Origin of the sequence: Hoylesella timonensis 4401737 = DSM 22865 = JCM 15640 (genome assembly GCF_000455445.1) — a bacterium.
Lineage (GTDB): Bacteria > Bacteroidota > Bacteroidia > Bacteroidales > Bacteroidaceae > Prevotella > Prevotella timonensis.
The window spans coordinates 302,198-322,255 of sequence record NZ_HG417090.1 but is presented as its reverse complement, the minus strand read 5'-3'; the positions used below and the strand labels follow the sequence as shown (position 1 = coordinate 322,255).

The following is a 20,058-nucleotide window of genomic DNA, read 5'->3' as shown; positions in this document are numbered from 1 at the left end:
GCCTACGTAGCGTCCATCGAGTGTGTAGATGCGCTGTGTGCCATTCAGAGCCTTGTCTTGCTGCAAGTCGTCTATCCCCGCTGTTTCGTCTTCCCTAAGGATGACGAAGCGCTTGGCTCCGCCCGGTGCATTGTTAATTACTTGGATGTAACCACGGAACGGCGCCGCTGTCGCTAGTTCTAGCTGCAAATCAGAGCCAGGAAAGAATATAGATTCACTTTTCACTTGTCTCCACACGTCAATATTCATCCTGTCTGTGTTCAGCAGCCACGTATGGAGACTGACTGCCAATTGGTTGTTAAGACGCTCGGTGCCACCCACGAAGTTGTAGCCCTGATCATTCATGGGAGAGAAGCCTTGTGGCTTGAGCGTGCCGGCATTGACGTTGCGCAAAGCGGAGGTTGAAGGCGTTTGAGTGACTTCAGTGCCATCATCATTTACCTTGGTACTGCCCGACGCCGCAATCACTACGTTAGCAGCGTCAAAATCCTTAGAACTGTACTCATTTCCATCTACAACGCGTAGCAGGTAGGGCTTATTGGCTTCAAGCTCGCTTTCATCAGGAATCGAAGTGAACAAGTAATATTCCGTGTATTTGGCTTCTGCTCCTCCCTGAACGGGTGTTGTATAGGTGCCTTTGTAGTTCAGCTTGTAGGCACGGATGCCACTGGGCCGCTTTTTTATCGCGTAGGGCAGCAGCATGGTGAAGCAGTTCTTGCCAGCCTTGATACCGTTGGCGTCGTTGCCCGAGCCGGTGAAGTCGCGATAGGTTATGAGAGGCGCTATATTTTTGTCATAATCATATTCATCGCAGGAATAATTAACACCAGTATATGTTTTTCTGTCTTTGAATTTTTCATCACCAATAGTTATTTGGTTATTCCACATATATGCTTCCCATTTGTTATAGACAGCCGTGGTTGCTGTGAATCCAACAGGGAACTCGTAGTCGGCGCCATCCTGCACGCTCAGTTTGGTGCAGGTGAGGTTGTCGCTGCCATTGCTTTTAACGAAGTTCACGTCCTCTCCTTCCTTGAAGGTGAAGTTCACTCCTTGTGGAAGATAAACGATGGTGCGCGACAGCAATCCACCTGCAAGATTATCAATCGCAGTTCCTGTATGCCGATTCAATACTGTCTTACTTACCGTGGGATTTGTCAGTGTATGCAGGTCTACATATTCCAGGAAGTGACAGCCCGTAAAAACATTATTGCCTATCGTACAGCCGGCGGCACCTTCCCATTTTACCCCAGTGAGACTGGTGTATCCAAAGGCTTGGTTTCCTAAATTTGTTACTTTGTTGGAAAGAACCAGGTCGCCTTTTAAATTGAAACAGCCCCAAAAGGCCTCTTCCCCTATAGTATTCACTTCCGGCATGTCAATGGAGCTGAGACTGAAGCATTGTCTAAAAGCGCCACCTCCTATGCTTGTTACCGTGGCTGGGACTCTGACGGTTTTCAATTCGCCACAATATGCGAACATGTGATCAGGGACTGTGGTTATGCCGCTCTCGATGGTTGCTTCTGTCAGGTTATAGCAATCGGCAAAGGCATACTCACCTGATGTTTCATTGGCATTACCAGTTAGTTTATAGTCACTCGGTGTCGTCGCGGGGAGCTTTTGCCCAATCTTTGCAGATACAGGAACTGTTACCTTTCTCAATCCAGAGCAATTCCTGAAACACCCAGATCCCAGGTATTTCACTTTTGTTATGTCCAGACTCGTTATTTTGACGCATGACTGAAAAGCATTGGCACCTATAAACGTGTTGTCGGGGAATGTTACTGCGCCGGTCAAGCCACTTTCAGTGAAAGCGCTGTTTTCAATGTAGTTCAGTGATGCCGGGAATTTGATTGTAGTTAAAGAGGCTGTCTTGTAAAACGCTTTGTATCCAATTCTTGTCATGCCATCAGGAAGTTTCACCTCCGTGATGTTTTCTAACTGGAAAGCCCTTTCGCCAATTTCGGTCACCGTCCAGTTTTTACCGTTATAGCTGACGGGCTTGGTGAAATCTAAAATTCCACTCAGTGTACCATTATAGGCCGAGTACTCATCTCCTTTAATGTCGGTATATTGCTTGTAATTTGTTTCGGGCAATACCTTGAGGGTTCGTTCCGCTGCATCCAGCACAATGTATTTCAGACCATCGACCTTGAATGTATTGCCAGCCGTTTGTGCCACCATTGGCAGAGCCGTGAGCAGCAGCAAGGCGAGGAATATGCCGCGCCGTTTTGTTTTAAGTAAGTAAATTTGTTTCATCATAGATAAAGTTTTTTGAATTTGTTATTTTCTTGTGTGTAACAGGCACATACGGTTAAGGTGCACGGCTGCCTGTGGGAACCATGCACTAATAAATAGTCTTGCCTTTGCAAGAAAGGCAAGCAAGAGAGAAGTGCGTGTTAATATAATATAATAATCGGTGGTGGTAATAACATTTGTTAACGTAGTTACCTCCTCATTCTTGCGCTTATAACGTAACAATGCAACGATGGGATGAAAGGTACTGTTGCCCATGTGCTGAATATAGATTGTTATAAATTTTTGCAAATTTAGTGGTATTTTCTAGTACCTGCAAGTTTTTTATATAATATTTTAATGAAAAAGCACAAATGTATCATAGAAAAAAAACAGTTGATGGGAAAAAACTATCATTTATTTTTGTTTCAACAACGAATTGAAAGCAAATTTAATAAAGGCATACAAATAGGTTACAAATGTGCTCGTGAGAAAGGAATAGCATCTTCTATTCATTCACTGTGGGTGCCGTCTATTCCAACAACTTTTTTCAGAACGATACCGCACCCCCGTGTCGTTCCGTGTTATTCCGTTGCAAAGAAATAACGAGCAACAGAATATGATGAAATAGAAAAGAAACTTTGGCATACCATTCAAAAAAAGCACTTCGCATCAAGATTTGCGAAGTGCTTTTTTAGAAAGTTTTATCAGTGATGTATCGACCGATTTAGTCGAGCCATTTCACATAACAGAAGTCCTGACGGTGAGGCAGGTAAGCATTCTTTGGATACATGCGCACACACGATTTGAAGGTGCCTGCAACGTCGGGTTCCAATTCTGTTACGAAGGTATATTGGTTTCCTTCATGCTTTACCATCTTGAATGGGAATACTTGGTGTAACTCTCGTCCATCACTGTCGGGCAGCGAATTGAGAGTAACCAACTCTAAGCCGATGGCATCGTCCAAGCCTTGCTCGTCAATGACGTACTTCACCTGATAGCGTACGCCCGTTTCGCCACCGTTATCCAAGAAGGTTGTGTCCTTGGAAACCACCTTGATGGCATCCCAATGCGCTACCAAACTTTCTTTCCATTGTGCGATGTCTTTGGCTATTTGGTGATTGTTGGCATCCAATTGCTCAAATCGATTCGCTAATTTGATATAGAACTTATTGAAATAATCGTCCAACTGACGCTTCATGGTGTAATGTGGAGCAATGGTAGCAATGGAATTCTTGATGGTCTTCACCCATTCCTTGCTATAATCCTGCTCCTCATGTCGGAAGAACAGCGGGATTATCTCGTTCTCTAACATTGAGTAAATGGTAGAAGCATCCAACTGGTCTTGGTACGTTTGGTTGTCATAGGTACGCTTCTGAGGCAATGCCCATCCTGCACCATCGCGATAACCCTCAAACCACCAGCCGTCAAGCACAGAGAGGTTCACCACACCGTTCATCTCGGCTTTCTCGCCCGATGTACCCGATGCCTCGAGAGGACGAGTTGGTGTGTTCATCCAAATATCCACGCCCGATACTAATCTGCGTGCCAACTGCATGTCATAGTCTTCCAAGAAGATAATCTTACCCAAGAACTCGGGGCGCTGACTGATTTCATAAATCTTCTTGATGAGTCCCTGTCCAGCTCCATCGGCAGGATGTGCCTTACCTGAGAAGAAGAATAACACGGGACGTTCGGGGTCGTTGACAATCTTAGACAGTCGCTCGATGTCGGTAAACAACAAGTGGGCGCGCTTATAAGTAGCAAAGCGACGACAGAAACCTATCATCAGTGCATTGGGGTTGATGCGCTCCAAGAGAGACATTACACGCGAGGGGTCGCCCTGATTCTTGAGCCAATTCTCGGTAAACTTCTCACGGATATAGGCTACCAACTTCTTCTTCAACGCCATACGCGTTTCCCATATTTCGGCATCTGGCACCTGATAGATGTCGTGCCAAATCTCCTCGTTGCTCTGATCGCTCATGAACGACGCATCAAAGTACTTGTCATAGATGCGACGGAACTCGGTAGAGGTCCATGTAGGTAAGTGCACACCGTTGGTAACATAGCCCACGTGACTCTCTTCAGGATAATAGCCCTGCCAGATAGGTGCAAACATTTTCTGGCTCACCCAGCCATGCAGCTTGCTCACACCGTTGACTTCCTGCGAAGTATTGCAAGCAAAGGTACTCATACAGAATCTTTCTGTGTGGTCGTCAGGATTTTCTCGTCCCATACCGATGAACTCATCCCATGAGATACCCAACAACTCAGGATAACCCTTCATATACTTTCCGAACAAAGCCTCATCGAAGTAGTCGTGTCCTGCAGGTACGGGCGTATGCACCGTATATAATGAGGAGGCTCTTACCAGCTCCATTGCCTGATTGAAGGTAAGTCCGCTCTCTACATAGTCGCACAAGCGTTGCAAATTGCAGAGTGCCGCATGACCCTCGTTGCAGTGGTAGACTTGCTTCTTGATGCCTAATTTCTTCAGCGTCAGCATACCGCCCACGCCCAGCATTATCTCTTGTTTCAGGCGGTTCTCCCAGTCTCCACCGTACAGAGCGTGCGTGATAGACTGGTCGTAAGGCGAGTTCATGTCATTATCGGTATCTAAGAGGTAGAGCTTGATGCGCCACACATTGACACGCCAAACGTAGGCATGCACCGTGTAGTCGAGATAAGGAACGTCTACCACGATGGGGTTGCCGTGTTCGTCTACCTCGCGTTCAATAGGTAAGGCGTTAAAGTTTTGTGCTTCGTATTGTGCCACTTGCTGACCGTCCATGCTCAACGACTGCTTGAAGTAGCCGTAGCGATATAGGAAACCAACTGCACACATGTCGACGTTACTGTCCGATGCCTCTTTGAGGTAATCGCCTGCCAACATTCCCAAACCGCCAGAGTAGATTTTCAATACCTGATTGATACCATACTCCATGCTGAAATAAGCCACAGAGGGGCGGCTCTTGTCGGGTTCCACATCCATATACGTGCGGAACTGCTGATAAACATCCTGCACACGCTGCATCATGGCAGCATTGTTCACAATCTCCTCCTTGCGGTCATAGCTCAGTCTGTCGAGCAACAAGACGGGATTTTGGTTCACTTCTTCATACAGTTTCTCGTCCAAACTCTTGAACAAGCTGCGTGCCTCGTGATTCCAACCAAACCACATGTTGTGTGCCATTTCGTCCAAACACTTCAATTGTTCGGGCAGTCTTGACTTAATAGTCACCTCTTTCCATTGAGGCGAATTGGCATAACCTGTTTTAATCTTCATAAATTTGTTTCTTATCTTGGTTTTAATTGATTTTATTTCTCTCTTCAGCTTTCTTCAGTGCCTCACTATAGGCAGAAAGATAGTATTTGATGAACTTGCTCCACAGCGCCTTCTTAGACAGTGCTGCTGCCTTTCTTCGAATGCGATTTACCTCCTCGGTGGGCAGGTTGGCAAACTGTAACAAAAGGTTCGCCATGTCTTGTGCCACGTCTGCAGCGTTGTCATCAGTGCGATGAATCACCTCAACTCCCGACTCCACTAACCGAGTGGTGCCAGCTTCGTGGGCTGCCCACATGCCAAAACCTGCTAAATTGGTGGTGATGCAAGGCACCTTGAAGGCTATCGCTTCGAGCGGCGTATATCCCCAAGGCTCATAATACGATGGATAGGCACACAAATCGTTGCCCAACAGATAGTCGTAATACGTGCGCTGAAGGATGCCGTCATCGCCCGTGAGATAACAAGGGACGAACATCACCTTCACCCTGTCGTTGGACTGATTTTGCAACCCCAACTGTGCCAGCTTCGTCAGCACCGCATCTTGTTCCATGTTGTGCAACCAGTGCGTGAGCATGGGATAAGACAAAGGCGTGTCGTAGCACTGTGCCTCTGTGAGTCGTTGCTGCAAGTCGGCGCGGGCTTCGCTCACCCAACCCGGGACGGCAATCACCGCCAACACGTCTTTCGACAACAGGTGCTGCGATTGTCGCAAACGCTGAATAGCATCGATAAATACATCAATGCCTTTGTTTCTGAACTCATAGCGCCCACTGGTGGACACAATGAGGGTGTCATCGCCAAACGTATGCCCCATCAACGCGTTTGCCACTTGTAGCAATCGCTTTCGAGCGGCTTTCCGCTGACGTGTAAAGGCAGCTCCTTGTGGTACAAAAGAGTCTTCAAAACCGTTAGGCAACACTTCGTCCACGGGTTTGTCCAAGAGTTCTGCGCACTCGCTTGCCGTGATTTCACTCACGGTGGTGAAGCAGTCGACATGTTGCGCCGTCTGTTTTTCTACCGAGTGCTTGCTCTCTATATTGAGTTCTCTCGACATCTGATCTCCCTGATAGGCAGAGAGATAGGCATAGAGCGGCTTGTGGTTTCCAGCAATACTACGTCCTATACTGGTGGCATGGGTGGTAAAGACGGTCGCTATTTCTGGCACATGTTGCCGCACATACAGCAGCCCAAGTCCTGTCATCCATTCGTGCACATGATACACCACGCGTTGGGTTGCATTCAGTTGGGAGCGGTAAAAGCTTTCCACTACCCTTCCGGCAGCATACGAAAACATCGATGCCTCGTCATAATCGCCGTAGCCATGCAGGCTGTCCACCTGATAAAGGTTCCAAAACTCTGCATAGAGTTGGTTCTTCTGCGCATAGAACGGCTCAAAATCCACCAAAATGGCAATGGGCTTTCCCGGAATATCCCAACGTCCCAATCGCACACGGAGTCCTTCCTCCTTGGCTTGTTGTTGCCAAGTGGCGAAAAGGGAATCATCGGGTAGGAAATACGGACATGGACGTCCTTTCCAACAATCCGGACCAATAAAAATAAGACGATCTTGCAACAGATCTCGTAATGTTTTTGTGTGTGTAGAGAGCACCGTATAGATGCCTCCTACTTTATTACAAACTTCCCAGCTCGACTCAAAAAGATAATCGGGAAGTAACTCGTTAGTTGTCATTTAAGTTGTATATTTTGCAACAAAGATAATATAAAAAAGGTGAACCTCAAACATAAATGTTCATAATATCTTAAAAACCCTGCTTTTATTGATATAAAACAGTAACTTTGCAAAAACCAAACATTTCAAGATGATGAAAACCATACTAACAGGTCTGGCTTTATGGCTCTGCACGCTCGGAGTCATGGCACAACAACAGGCTGCAAAGCCCTTTCTGGGGAGGATTGGCAACGCCGAGTACCGAATCTATATCCAAATGAACTTTTACGACAATAACATCGAAGTACCAGGACAAGAATTATTGGGCACAATGTCGGGTTTCTTGGGAGACAGCATCGATTCTCGCAAATGGCTCTTCACCTCTGCCAAGGTTCGAAAGAACGTTGCCACCTTGCAAATCATCAACGACTATGGCAGCGAGGACTTGGTGGCGACGCTCACCAAGAACAGCGACAACACCTTCACACTCAAGCAAATGGACGGAAGCTCTATTAAGATAGCTCGCAACAGAAAGTGGAAAAAGCTGCCCAAAGAGTTGGTGTTTGTTCGCTCCAAATAAGTCATAGGGCGGTGTATCCTCGCTCCTTCATCATGGAAGGCGCGAAAACCAACCCACGAGTGGGACAAAGAAAGTGGACAAACTTAGGTGCGTCTCTTCATCAAAAAGATGCTGAATTTTCTTTACAAAGTGCCTCTCAAAACTTGCGTGTAGACCACCAGCGGTACTGTTGGTGGCAAATACGCCAAATATGAGCGATTTTCGTAATGCGTTGTGATAAAAGGTGTTACGATTATCCGCTTTCTTTTTCTTCTCATTTTTCCCGATTTTTGTCCGTTAAAGCATGATTCTAAGCTCGCTGTTTGCAGGTATTAAGGGTGTTACAGCATGTTTCTAACGCCCTTGATACATGTTTCCAAGTTCGTTCGAGCATTGTTCCAACGAAATTTGGTGTTTGAATTGTTAAAATCAGCCCATTTTTGTCTGTCGTTTGCCTATTATTTTTTTCTATTTCGAAGATTTTAGACAGCCGTTTTTTGGTAAATTTACAGGACAAACGCAGCATTTGGCGTCACTACAAAAACAAAGTTTTTATTTTAACAACGAATAAAACAAAAAAAAGCAAATTTATATTGTTGAAAAATTCGCTTTCGCTTTATTCGTTGTGAAAAATAATTACGTTGTGAAAAAAATCCTACTAAATTTGTGTCATTCGTTTAACGCTGGCGTTCATTGAAATTCCGACATTGAAAAAATCGTTTCTTTCGCTTTATTCGTTGTGAAAAATAATTTCGTTGTGAAAAATATCCTGCTAAATTTGTGTCATTCGTTGAACGCTGGCGTTCATTGAATTTCCGACATTGAAAAATTCGTTTCTTTTGTTTTATTCGTTGTTTAAAAAATCGTTGTGAAAAAATACCCTTGTTGCAACCTCATACCCAATACCCGAAATAAAAATCACTATTTTTGGCGATTGCAGGAACGAAGCACATATTGTATTTTTGCAAAATAAGAAATAAACATTTTTGACAAGAAGATAATGACAAACAGACAAAGTAATTCCTACCAAGGAATGATGGAGCATTATGATGATCTGTTGACAGGACGAAAATGGTGGTCAAGGCTATACATGCGACTGATTTGGGACGAGGACACTAATCTCTTGGCTCAGAAAGTGCTTGATTTTATACCGAACGACTTTCAAGGACGACTGCTTGACGTTCCTGTTGGCACTGCCGTTTTTACTGCCGAGAAGTATCGCCAGATGAAAGATGCCCAAATTGTTGGTTTAGACTATTCGGAAGAAATGATAGCCATTGCGGCTATGCGGAAAGAAACGGAGGAGATAGCCAACCTGTCTTTGAAACAAGGAGATGTTGGAGAACTTCCCTATGCCAACGAATTCTTCGACTGCGTACTGTCGATGAACGGCTTTCAAGCTTTCCCTGATAAAGAGAAAGCCTTTGCCGAGATTTTCCGTGTGCTGAAACCCGGTGGTTTCTTCTGCGGTTGCTTTTATGTCAAGGGTGAACGCCAATTGGCTGATTTATTGGTTAAAAAAGTCATGGAGAGAAAAGGATTTTTCCACCCTCCGTATGACACCTTCGCTGAAGCCGAAAGACGTCTTCGGAGTATGTTTGGCGAAGATGTGCTGACTGAGACAATGGGCGCTGCCTGCTTGTTTAGATGTGTGAAACCTCAAAAAGAATGCGCTGAAAGCGAATCATAAACCACCAAAAACATAAAGCTATGAGTATAACAACTGTTATTGATGAAGAAAATGTCACTATCGTACAAGGAATCAACGGCATTATGCTGTTTAAGGAAGAATGGATGAAGAAAAAGAAGCAAGAATAGACAGCTATTATTAGCACCTCAGTTGAAAACTCAATGAGGTTTTCTTTGCCATATCTTCCAACCACTCCAAAGGCACCATACGCAAGCCACGCCCATGAGGAAGATGTAAAATAGAGACGCCATGCCCAAAAAGGTAAAGATGCGTCCTGTGTGCACTTCTATGCAAACATTGCGCAATGACATGGGCAGCGTTGTCATGCTGTCGGGCATACGAAGGCGAGAATTACCCTTCTTGTAATCCACCACCATGTCCGCATCGTCCAAGTCTGATGAAAAGCCTGCAATGGCGTGACTTCCAAAAGGACTCCCACTGACAGACTGCACCTTTTGAAGCGTGAAATAGTCGGTGACGGACTGATGCGCTCTATCCCATACATACATGCCGCTGAACGAACCTATCAGCCATGTGTTCTGATGAGTGTGTTGTTCGACATTGATGCCCATAACGCTCACAGGAGGCTGCACCTTCTCTCTTTGCGGCGTGCTGCCCAAATGACGAAGAGAATAGAAACCGTCCGACGTACACAACAGCCAGTCGGCTTTATTCTCATCATACCGCAGCGAGCGCAGACAGCCATTCCATGGGTTGTCGCTATCCATGGAAGAAAAAGGTATGGGCGGTATTTTGCCAGAGGCTATGGCGATGAGCGCAGGCGGACGTAGCATCCAGCCTGTAATGGTCAGCAACAACAGAAAGAACATCGCACCTCGTCCCAACTTGTTGTGCCATGTTATCAGTCCTCGCTTCGTACGTTTTGCTAACGATGAACGGGAACGAGGCGCAAAAGAGTAATATACGCCTGAGATGGAGAGAAACAAGAGGATTAGTCCCACCGCATCGACAAAGAGCTTGCCAGCCATACCAAACAGTCCGCCTCCATGGAGAAGCCATATCGTTCGGAAGAGCGAAACCTTCCCTTGGTCTTTGTCTGTTTTCTTCAAGGTGATTTTTTGAAAGTCGTGATAAGGATAGCGAGACAGATAGACGTAAGACCGACCCGTGATAATGAGCGAGTCGCCCTTCTGCGTAATATCGCTCAACTTTTCATGCTTACCTTGAAGAATATCAACTTGTTCCCATACGCTATGGGGGTTCAAACGATACAAATGACGTTGACTCATGGCGTATAGACTGCCATTGGGCATGACCGCCATTCCACGAACGTTTCTCAGGTCGGCACCCTTGGGCAGCCCGCGGTTGAAGTCGGTTATCGTGTCGGCATCTTTCTCTTTCGCCCAAATGCCAGCGTTGCCATATATCAACACCTTGTTTCTCCATTTCTGCGTACCACGAAACAATCCTTGGTTCCACTGGCTATATTGATATTCTGAGGGTAACAGTGTCCTACTGATATCGATGCCTTGAAACAACTTGGCGTGATTGAGTACTATTCCCGAGAGACAAAAGAGTATGACGAACGGAGCCAAGATAATTCCTAACCATTGATGTTGCCGTCTCCATGTTGTTTTCTTCATTCCAACTCCTTTCATCATTGCTCAACTCTCTTTCTTTGTTTGCCCTTGAACCAAAGATAAACACCCAACAAAATAAACGCCATGAGGATGACAAGCATTTGCCATGCGTGTTTCTCTGGCTCTCCCCAAAACTCCTGGATGAAGTTCATCCTTCCCAAGATTTCTACAGGCGCCCAAAAGATGATAACTGTGGCTATCGCCATTCTTAAGTTTGCGCCCCATGCAGCGATGTGCAGTTGGTGGCGAAACATGAAGACAGCCCCCACGAGACACCCTACACCCACAAGGAACGTCACGGGGTGATGATCACCAAGGAAATTCTTGTCGTAGCAGAACATGAGCATCAAGTACATTGCCCAAAGAATCATATTCACTTGCATGAACGTGACGATGCTTGTGTGGCGCGTCATGGGCTGCACCACCACAACCTTGCGCTTGCTTCGGAAACATACCTTTTGTATCCATGTAATCAAACCGCAGCCGTTTCTTGTGCTGAACACATACATGGTCATCACCATCATCCACAAGCCAAACGAGGCAGGCATAATGAGGTATTCGGGCTTTGTCACCACTACGCCATTCTCTATCTCTGGCTGAACGCCATAGCGTCGGGCATAATACAGGAAGAGGAACTCCACCCAACCCGTCCAGAAAAGCAGTCCACCGAAGAGTCCCCACAGCGTTTGTCGGGTATCGCCCTTCACAAACACGCCGACGATAACGAGGACAAGCCCCACGAAACCCATCGCAAACCCTGCTACATGCATGGCTCCTTCGCTCATGAACTTCTCCATCAATATCATCAGCGCATGACCTAACGGCATAGCGAAAAGCACCAATAAGAATGAGGCGATGGTGCGCCACCAGTAAACTTTCTTTTTATTTTCCATTTTCATATTTATTTCAGTTCATCACAATAATAGCTTATTTGTCCGCCCGTATCACCTATTTCCACATCGGCTTTGTACCAACTGATAATCTGTAGTTTGAAATATCGCTGTCCATCGGCAGTGCGCACCACATAGGTGTGAAACGAGGGAGCATAGACAGGCGGTGGACCAGTAAAAGTCATTGCTTTTGCCAATATGGGATTAGCATCTGTTTGTGTCGTTGCAGGACCACGATTGGGATCGAACCATGGATTTTGCTTAAAGTCAAGCTTGTTGGCGATGAGATACTTGTTCCAATCATTTTGCGACATTGTGATACTCACCGAATGGTCGTCCACCGCCCATTGTAAATTGGCTGGCAGCTGTTTTACCGTTCTCCATGTATCATAGCTGCCGTAGCCCAAGTCGGCAGCACCGCCTTTGCCTTTTCCAGAAGTTCCACTGTTGGTTCGCAAACGGTAGCCACAAAAGGCAATGTCCCAATCGGTGCGGTCGCGCTGTTCTCCTTCCTTGATGTCGCTATTGGGTTTATCAAGATTGAATATTGTGCCAGTGCGCAAATTGATGTACAGCCAATCGTTGGTAACACCAGTGCTGTATCCCGTCACTCTTGGCAACGTTTTGCCTGTAAACTCCTCGGCATCATAATTCACACATGCGGACAATGCCATTGTCAAAACAAAAAGCACGGATATTTGTCTTCTCATTTCTTCCTTTTTAATGATTTTACAATGTCATCAACAAGAAACTCCATCTGTACATATCCCCTTGCACCACAGGTGGCAGGAACATTGAACATGGTAATGCCCGAACCCAAGGTGTGTGGTATATAATTGAAGATATTATTGATGCCAAGTGTCACCTTCACTTTATTGTAGAACGTCTGCACCACTGACAGATTACAAATCGTATAGGTTGGCAATGTGCAACGGAAATAGGCATCGTAACTCTTACGGTGTTCTTCCACCCATACACGGTCTTGCACATCGAAGTTTTTTTCGCCCATGAGAGATGTGCTGAAAATGGTTTTCAGTCGATAGTTGGGCTTGTTATATACGTAGTCGATGCTTGCGGTTGCAGCGTGTGGCGATGTGGTGTTTACTTGTATGCCATTCTGCTTGCTCACGTTTACATAGCTATAGGTTCCGTTGACGGTGAATCGGTCGAGGAAATGCCATTTGAGGATAGTCTCAAATCCATAGAGACGCTGACTGTTGAGATTGGTGTATTCGAAGTTGTACTGCATATCGTAAATACGCCATACGCCTTCTATCTTTTTACGAAAGAAGTTGGCATAAGCATTGACGTTCATGAAAAAGCCTTTGTTGGTATATTCCGCCCCCAAAGAGCAATAGTGATTCTTCTCTGGTTTCAAGTCTTCACTTCCCCTTATCTGGAACATGCCGAGATGATCCCAGTTAAAAAATAGCTCCTTAATGCTGGGTGCTCGATAACCCATGGAGTAGTTGGCACGTACTGCCCAATGTTCATCGGGCGAATATTTGACAGCTATCTTAGGCATATACATAAATCCGAATGCTTTAGAGAAATTGGTACGCACGCCCGTCGACAACATCCAATGGTTGTCTGCCGTCCATTCGTCTTGCAAGAAATATTCTGTCTCGTGCAGTGCTCGGGTGGTCATTTTACGATTTACAAAACGGTCGCTGGTGAGTTCGTCCGTAGTGTGTTCTATTCCAAATATCATGCTGTGTCCACTGAAATAGTTACTTGTCAATGTTAAACGTGGTTGGAATATCTTACTCTGATACACTTTCTTACGTATGTCTATGCGCTCATGGCGCTTGAACCGGTCATAGAAATCGTTGTGAAGGCTAAGGTTGACGGTAAACCAATCTTTTATCGTATATTTGGCTTTAATTCCAGCCATGAAATCACGGCTCTGTGAGAAAGTCATGTCTTGTATGAGGTCGTATGAATTCATGAAAAACATGGAACCGTAGACCTGTACCGACAGATTTTTATTGGGTTCGTAATACAACTTTTGCGCTGCTGAGACATGTTCCGTTCCTTCAATTCCCATAGGAGACCGAGCAGCAATGCCTGTCAGTGTAATATCGTGAGGGAGGAAAGGGTTAGCCTCTTTCGTATAGGTTTTGTTGTCGTTTTCTGCCTGATACATGTAAAAGGCATCGCTCACGCTGTACAACACATCAGTTTGTGAGGTAAAGGCGTTGTGTCTCACTCCAGCAGAGAGCCATGTCTGCAAGTTAGGGCGGTCGCTGTTCTTCTCAAACATATAGAGAAAATCCTTTGGACTTGGATTTGTATAATTGCGTTCATTCATCTGCGCCCAACGCAATCCCGCTTGTATGTCCAGCGGCTTATTGGTTTTCTTCGATATAAGATTGATGACCGCTCCCGAGGCACGACTGCCATAGAGCGTGCTGCTGGCTCCTTTTACTATCTCCACACGGTCGATGGCATGCAGGTTGAAACGCTCGTAGTCGAGATTGCCTGCCATTTCGCCCGTCATACGCTCACCGTCTTGCAAAAAGAGAACGTGGCGGGCGTCCAGTCCCTGCATTGAGATTTCGTTGCCAAAGCCCACTTTCTGAATATTGAGTCCTGGGGTCTCTTGCTGTAAGGCGTGCTGCAGGTCGCTGTAGCCTGCATCTACAAGATTCTTTCCACCCAACACTTGTATGGTGATGGGCGAGAGTTTGATAGGTCGCGCCGTTCGTGAACCTGTCACAACTACATCGTTCAAATGTAGCACATCTTGGCTCATAACAATCTTCATGTTGTTTTCGTGCGGCGATACACTTCCTCTGATTGGCACGAAGCCTGTTGCGTGAACGTTATAGTATAATTCCTTTCCTTTCTCTGTTCTTAACATCGCCTTGCCGTCAATGTTTGTCACTGCATACTGCGGAGCCTCCATATCCTTGTGCATGGAATATTGTATGGTGGCTCCCACCAATGGCTGCTGCGTGTCCTTCTCGAGTATGGTCATGCTTACTTGTCGTTGCGCTCGCATGCTCGTCGCTGCAAACAGACAAAGGAGAAAGAATAAAAACCTTATCTTCTGCATCATTTTTTTCTTCTTAAATAAAGAAAGTAAAAGTGTTCACACCCTTACTTCCTTTATTATCATCACATGAGTTACACATTACAATCCGTGTTCTTTCTTGTAGGCTGCCAAATCTTTCTCATATTGGGCAAACTCGGCTTCGTAATTGTTGATACGGTTCTTGTCGATAGTCTGTAAGAAACATTCGGAACGCACATTCATCATATTGTAATCGACTATGAATGTAATCTGGTTCGTTTTCACATTCAGATAACCTTCTACACCTGCGCCACTTCCTTGCTGTACTCCGGAATCATCTTTAGGATTTCCCGTAACGCTACCGTCCTTACCCTTAAACTTTATCCAACCATCGCCTTTATACTCATCTTTCTCCCAAGAATTGAGTTGCATAAATTTACATTGGCATGAGAAATACACAATCAATGGCATCTTGCCTACGGTAAAGCCCTCGAGTGAAAGTTTCATTGTCTTATCGTTCACCCAATCAAAACTAAATTTTGTAGGACATCCATTTGGCAATAATGTTTTGTCAACCCCACTCATCGTAGCTTTGGTAGACAAAACAATCTCACCATTCAAGATGTTTTTTGCCTCATTGAAATATTCCTCTATCGGATCTTTCTGTTCTAAATTCTCATCACTACTACAAGAAGAGAATCCCGCAAAAAGAACTGCAATAAGGCAAAATAAACTTATATTCGTAACAAACTTTTTCATCATTATAGCTAAAAATTCCCATCAAAAGTTACAGATGCAGGGAAGACAGGAACAGATTGCCAACCTGCGTATGTGTCAAGAACGAAATGGAGTTCATTATTTACAAGAGAGCCTGTAAAACTGGATAATTTAATTTTAATGGGTAATCCACCATCCAACAACATCAATTTACCGGCATAACCGCCTATGGGGGTCGTTGCTGTAACAACTCCGTTGTTGATAGAAACTTTAAGTTCTACTTTGATTGTTCCCGGCATCTTGCCAATAGGTCCCACTGTACCTGCCAAGTCATACAGGTTACCACCGGTGCTTATCAATGTAAAGCTCTGATTTGTAGCATCATTGTATGATTTCCCATTCATAGTAATGTTACTCAACGTACCATTGTAAGTACCTGTCTGCGCATTAGAATTTACTGCAAATCCTAAAATGCTGATTACTATCAATATGGTAGAAATAAAAAAATGTTTCATCTTTTTTATGTTTTGTTAATTATTAATTAGTGATGACCATTCAACTCCATCTATGTAGCCACCACCACTGGACAAGACCTTGAGATACTTCTTGATAAAGTCTTTTGTTTCCTGTCTGTCAAACACGTCTTGCGTACACGCAAAAGAGGTTTTTTTATCGTAGGTATGAAATTCCGTCAATTCCGGATAGGTAACACGACAATTCGCAGATAAACCGCCAAGTTCCAAATTGGATATCATCTTAAATTTGTACAAATCTACCTGCTCTATACTCTTCATATTCGCAAATGTTATCATATAAGAACGCAACCCGCTTTTTTCCGGTAAAGCTATCTTTTTCAAATCCGGGCATTCTACAAAAACAAGTGAGGAACCACCGGGACCATCCTGTTCCTGTTCAATTGCTCTCTGACCAAACAGGGTACTATGGCTTAAATCTATTTCGCTAATACCGCTAACCTTTACCCATAGGAAACCTGTCATGTTTGTAGCATCCTCAAGATTGATGCCTTCAGAGGCATCCACGTCTGTCAATGACAAGGTCATGAGACCGCTACAGGGTCTTAGGTACGGGAGTTTCGCTTTGTTTTTCAGGTTTACAGTAAGAAGTTTGCCGTCCCAATAAGGATTGTTCACAATATATTGTACCCCTTCCAATGTTGCAGCAGTGGCAACTCCATACCACTTATTAAATACACAAGCATTCGACCTATCTTTGTTGCTTAACCGCTTACTGATGTCAATATGAATACCGTCTTCATCAAAGATGCTGGAAAAGTATTTTTTGAAATTAGCCCTTATATTCTCATCAGGTATCTCGCGAATGGTATTGTATTTCTGCAAGTCGCCTTTTGCTGTTTCCATCTTCACGTCTATACTGCCAGACTCAATCTCTGCCTTCTTCTCTCGATAGAAACGCACAAGGTCTTTGATATTGAACTTTGCCGTCTGTGGCAAGTACATTTTCGTGATTTTGTGCAGTTGTGTTACGGTTTCATCACCATTCTCTTCCGTCTTTACATTCACCAGTCCTTCAAAGTCATAAATGTCGTTGCCCGTCAAATCTACACCAGTAATTTGTGCCGGCAGCTGGGCGAAGTCGAAAACAGGTCCATACCCGTTATTGGAGAGCTTCACCTCCTTCAGATTGGGAAGAATGTCAAGCTCGCTTAAATCTTTTAGCTTGGTGCCACTGAGGTCGAGCGAGGTGGTGTTGTTCACCAAGTCGTTGAGCTCCAACTTGTTGTCTTTGTCAAATTGATAGCCTTTCTGCTTCAGTATGTTCATCAACTCCGTGTTCTTTAGGGCGTTAGTACTGTACTTAACAACATCGTCATTGCTGCACGAGGCAAGCCCTATCACAAAAAATGCCAATACCGGCAATAGGTTTTTTCTGTAATTTTTCATTTTGATAATAATTTGATTTATTCGACTGCTAAGGTAGGAGTATAATTTGAATGTTACAATACCTATTTTTTATGATTTCTTTTTTTATATTATACAATCCTCATTTATGAGGATACTGTTTCGCACTGTCTTTATCCTCATTTATGAGGATATGACGATAATCATATTTCTCACTTTTTGGAGAGCAACAGTGAATGATATTAAATATGGTGGTAACTTTTATGAAATAGACATCATGCAACGAAAAAATATTCGTGTTTCACGTCATAAAATTGTATTTTTGCAGATAAATGAAATAATATAAACCATTCAGCATAATGACAAACACAAAACAAAGGGACGAACTGCAGGCAGCCATCTGGAGAATCGCCAACGAGGTGCGCGGCGCCGTAGATGGCTGGGATTTCAAGCAGTTTGTATTGGGTACACTGTTCTATCGATTCATCAGTGAGCATTTCACCACCTTCATAGAGGCTGGCGATGAGAGCGTGGATTATGCTCATCTACCGGATGACGTCATCACGCCCGAGATAAAGGACGATGCCACCAAAACCAAAGGATACTTTATTTATCCCAGTCAGCTGTTTTGCAACATCGCCAAGGGAGCCAACAACAATCCGAACTTGAACACGGACTTGGCGGCTATCTTCGATGCCATAGAGAGTTCTGCCAACGGCTACGACTCGGAACATGACATCAAAGGACTCTTTGCCGACTTCGACACCACGAGCAATCGCTTGGGAAACACCGTGGAGGAGAAGAACAAACGCTTGGCTGCCGTCATCAAGGGCGTGGAGAGTTTGGACTTCGGAAACTTTGAGGACAGCGAAATCGACCTCTTTGGCGATGCCTACGAGTTCCTCATCTCCAACTATGCCGCCAATGCAGGCAAGTCGGGTGGCGAGTTCTTCACACCGCAAAACGTATCGAAGTTGATTGCGCGCCTTGCCATGTATGGGCAGGAGACGGTGAACAAGATTTACGACCCAGCTTGCGGTTCTGGCTCGTTGCTGTTGCAAGCCAAACGACAATTCGACACGCATGTGATAGAGGACGGCTTCTTTGGGCAGGAAATCAACCACACCACCTACAACCTTGCACGCATGAACATGTTTCTGCACAACATCAACTACGACAAATTCGACATTGCCTTGGGCGATACCCTCCTCCATCCGCAATATGGCGACCAAAAGCCCTTCGATGCCATTGTCTCCAATCCGCCTTACTCGGTGAACTGGGTGGGCAGCGACGACCCCACGCTCATCAACGACGACCGCTTTGCACCGGCTGGGGTGTTGGCACCCAAGTCGAAAGCCGACTTTGCCTTTGTGCTGCATGCGCTCAGCTATCTCTCTGCCCGTGGGCGTGCCGCCATTGTCTGCTTTCCCGGCATCTTCTATCGTGGAGGAGCGGAACAGAAGATAAGGAAGTATTTGGTGGACAACAACTTTGTGGAAACGGTCATCGCCCTACCGCCCAATCTGTTTTACGGCACGAGCATCGCCGTGAACATCTTGGTGCTCTCCAAACATAAGATGAACCCCACCACCCAGTTTATCAATGCCAGCGGTGAAGACTTCTTTAAGAAAGAAACCAACAACAACATCCTGCTGCCCGAACACATCGAACGCATTGTCGGCATCTTTGGAAACAAGGACGAGGTGGACCATGTTGCCACATCAGTGGACAACAACACGATTGCCGAGAACGATTACAACCTCTCCGTTGGCACGTATGTAGAGGCGGAGGATACGCGCGAGGTGATAGACATCGTGAAGCTGAACGAGGAAGTGGCACAAACGGTGGAGCGCATCGACGCACTGCGGGCGGACATCAATAAAATCATCAAGGAGATAGAGGCATGACATACATAGAACAACTACTCAATGGGGAAAACGTGGAGTGGACGGTTTTGGGAGATGCAAGGTTTATTGAGATTGCAAATAATAATAGGAAGCCTGTTAAATCTTCAAATCGAACACCTGGCAACATTCCATACTATGGGGCAAACAATATCCAAGATTACGTAGATGGTTATACTCATGATGGGACATATATTCTTATAGCAGAAGATGGAACAGCGAGTATAAACAATTATTCTGTTCAATGGGCTACTGGTAAGTTTTGGGCAAATAATCATGTACATGTAATAAAAGGAATCTCTTTTATAGACAGCCGCTTTATATTTCATTATCTACACACGGTAAACTTTATCCCCTTTTTAACTGGTGGCGGACGAGCCAAACTGACCAAAGGAAAGCTTCAAGAGATTCCAATCCCCATTCCCTGCCCCGACAATCCTACAAAATCATTGGATATTCAACATAGGATAGTGGAGATTCTTGATAAGTTCACAGAGCTGGAAGCGGAGCTGGAAGCGGAGCTGGACTGCCGCAAGCGGCAGTATGAGTATTACCGCAACCAACTGTTATCTTTCGATATGTTAAATAGTGGGGGCAAAAGTTAAATG

15 protein-coding genes are annotated in these 20,058 nt (G+C 45.0%); 4 read left to right on the top strand and 11 right to left on the bottom strand.

The annotated features are described in order from the left end of the window. The 4 genes from BN35_RS12715 to BN35_RS01360 all read right to left on the bottom strand — a co-directional run. A partial coding sequence (locus tag BN35_RS12715; protein ID WP_257009410.1) for a leucine-rich repeat domain-containing protein occupies positions 1–2,184 on the bottom strand: 2,184 nt, incomplete at its 3' end. 99 nt (positions 2,185–2,283) lie between these two features. Next, positions 2,284–2,547 (bottom strand): hypothetical protein, encoded by a 264-nt coding sequence (locus tag BN35_RS01375; RefSeq protein ID WP_145992912.1) that lies wholly within the window; start codon positions 2,545–2,547, stop codon positions 2,284–2,286. Positions 2,548–2,962: 415 nt separating this feature from the next. Then, entirely contained in the window at positions 2,963–5,524 is a 2,562-nt protein-coding gene (glgP, locus tag BN35_RS01365) for an alpha-glucan family phosphorylase (RefSeq protein ID WP_025071819.1), read from the bottom strand. A 22-nt stretch (positions 5,525–5,546) separates the two neighbouring features. Then, positions 5,547–7,214: a glycogen/starch synthase gene (locus tag BN35_RS01360; protein WP_025071820.1), complete on the bottom strand. Its 1,668-nt coding sequence runs from the start codon at positions 7,212–7,214 to the stop codon at positions 5,547–5,549. A 130-nt stretch (positions 7,215–7,344) separates the two neighbouring features. Between BN35_RS01360 and BN35_RS01355 the strand changes: the two genes are divergently transcribed. Together BN35_RS01355 and BN35_RS01350 are read left to right on the top strand one after the other, a co-directional pair. Then, complete coding sequence (locus BN35_RS01355) at positions 7,345–7,773, top strand: hypothetical protein (protein ID WP_028900731.1); 429 nt, start codon at positions 7,345–7,347, stop codon at positions 7,771–7,773. 979 nt (positions 7,774–8,752) lie between these two features. Next, positions 8,753–9,442, top strand: coding sequence for a class I SAM-dependent methyltransferase (locus BN35_RS01350; protein ID WP_025071821.1), 690 nt, complete (start codon positions 8,753–8,755; stop codon positions 9,440–9,442). A 158-nt stretch (positions 9,443–9,600) separates the two neighbouring features. On the opposite strand, the gene BN35_RS01345 is transcribed toward BN35_RS01350, so the two are convergent. From BN35_RS01345 to BN35_RS01315, 7 genes are all read right to left on the bottom strand, one after another. Next, positions 9,601–11,046, bottom strand: coding sequence for a PepSY-associated TM helix domain-containing protein (locus tag BN35_RS01345; protein ID WP_028900732.1), 1,446 nt, complete (start codon positions 11,044–11,046; stop codon positions 9,601–9,603). A gap of 14 nt (positions 11,047–11,060) precedes the next feature. After that, positions 11,061–11,936 carry a hypothetical protein gene (locus BN35_RS01340; protein WP_025071822.1) on the bottom strand — a complete coding sequence of 292 codons (876 nt, stop codon included), beginning with the start codon at positions 11,934–11,936 and terminating at the stop codon, positions 11,061–11,063. Between the two features lie 8 nt (positions 11,937–11,944). Then, positions 11,945–12,643 (bottom strand): HmuY family protein, encoded by a 699-nt coding sequence (locus BN35_RS01335; RefSeq protein ID WP_025071823.1) that lies wholly within the window; start codon positions 12,641–12,643, stop codon positions 11,945–11,947. Beyond that, on the bottom strand, positions 12,640–14,991 hold the full coding sequence (locus BN35_RS01330) for a TonB-dependent receptor (RefSeq protein ID WP_025071824.1): 2,352 nt from the start codon (positions 14,989–14,991) through the stop codon (positions 12,640–12,642). Before BN35_RS01330 ends, BN35_RS01335 begins: the two co-directional genes overlap by 4 nt. A gap of 78 nt (positions 14,992–15,069) precedes the next feature. Further along, the gene (locus tag BN35_RS01325) at positions 15,070–15,711 is read right to left on the bottom strand and encodes a DUF4903 domain-containing protein (RefSeq protein WP_004356095.1); all 642 of its coding nucleotides are present in this window, start codon (positions 15,709–15,711) and stop codon (positions 15,070–15,072) included. Between the two features lie 5 nt (positions 15,712–15,716). Further along, the gene (locus tag BN35_RS01320) at positions 15,717–16,181 is read right to left on the bottom strand and encodes a hypothetical protein (RefSeq protein ID WP_025071825.1); all 465 of its coding nucleotides are present in this window, start codon (positions 16,179–16,181) and stop codon (positions 15,717–15,719) included. A 15-nt stretch (positions 16,182–16,196) separates the two neighbouring features. Continuing rightward, positions 16,197–17,588, bottom strand: coding sequence for a leucine-rich repeat domain-containing protein (locus tag BN35_RS01315; protein WP_025071826.1), 1,392 nt, complete (start codon positions 17,586–17,588; stop codon positions 16,197–16,199). 317 nt (positions 17,589–17,905) lie between these two features. Here BN35_RS01315 and BN35_RS01305 point away from each other — a divergent pair, with 317 nt between their 5' ends. Then, positions 17,906–19,453: a type I restriction-modification system subunit M gene (locus BN35_RS01305; protein WP_028900733.1), complete on the top strand. Its 1,548-nt coding sequence runs from the start codon at positions 17,906–17,908 to the stop codon at positions 19,451–19,453. Further along, on the top strand, positions 19,450–20,055 hold the full coding sequence (locus tag BN35_RS13570; protein WP_081411399.1) for a restriction endonuclease subunit S: 606 nt from the start codon (positions 19,450–19,452) through the stop codon (positions 20,053–20,055). The genes BN35_RS01305 and BN35_RS13570 overlap by 4 nt, the downstream gene beginning before the upstream one ends. Positions 20,056–20,058 lie beyond the last annotated feature (3 nt).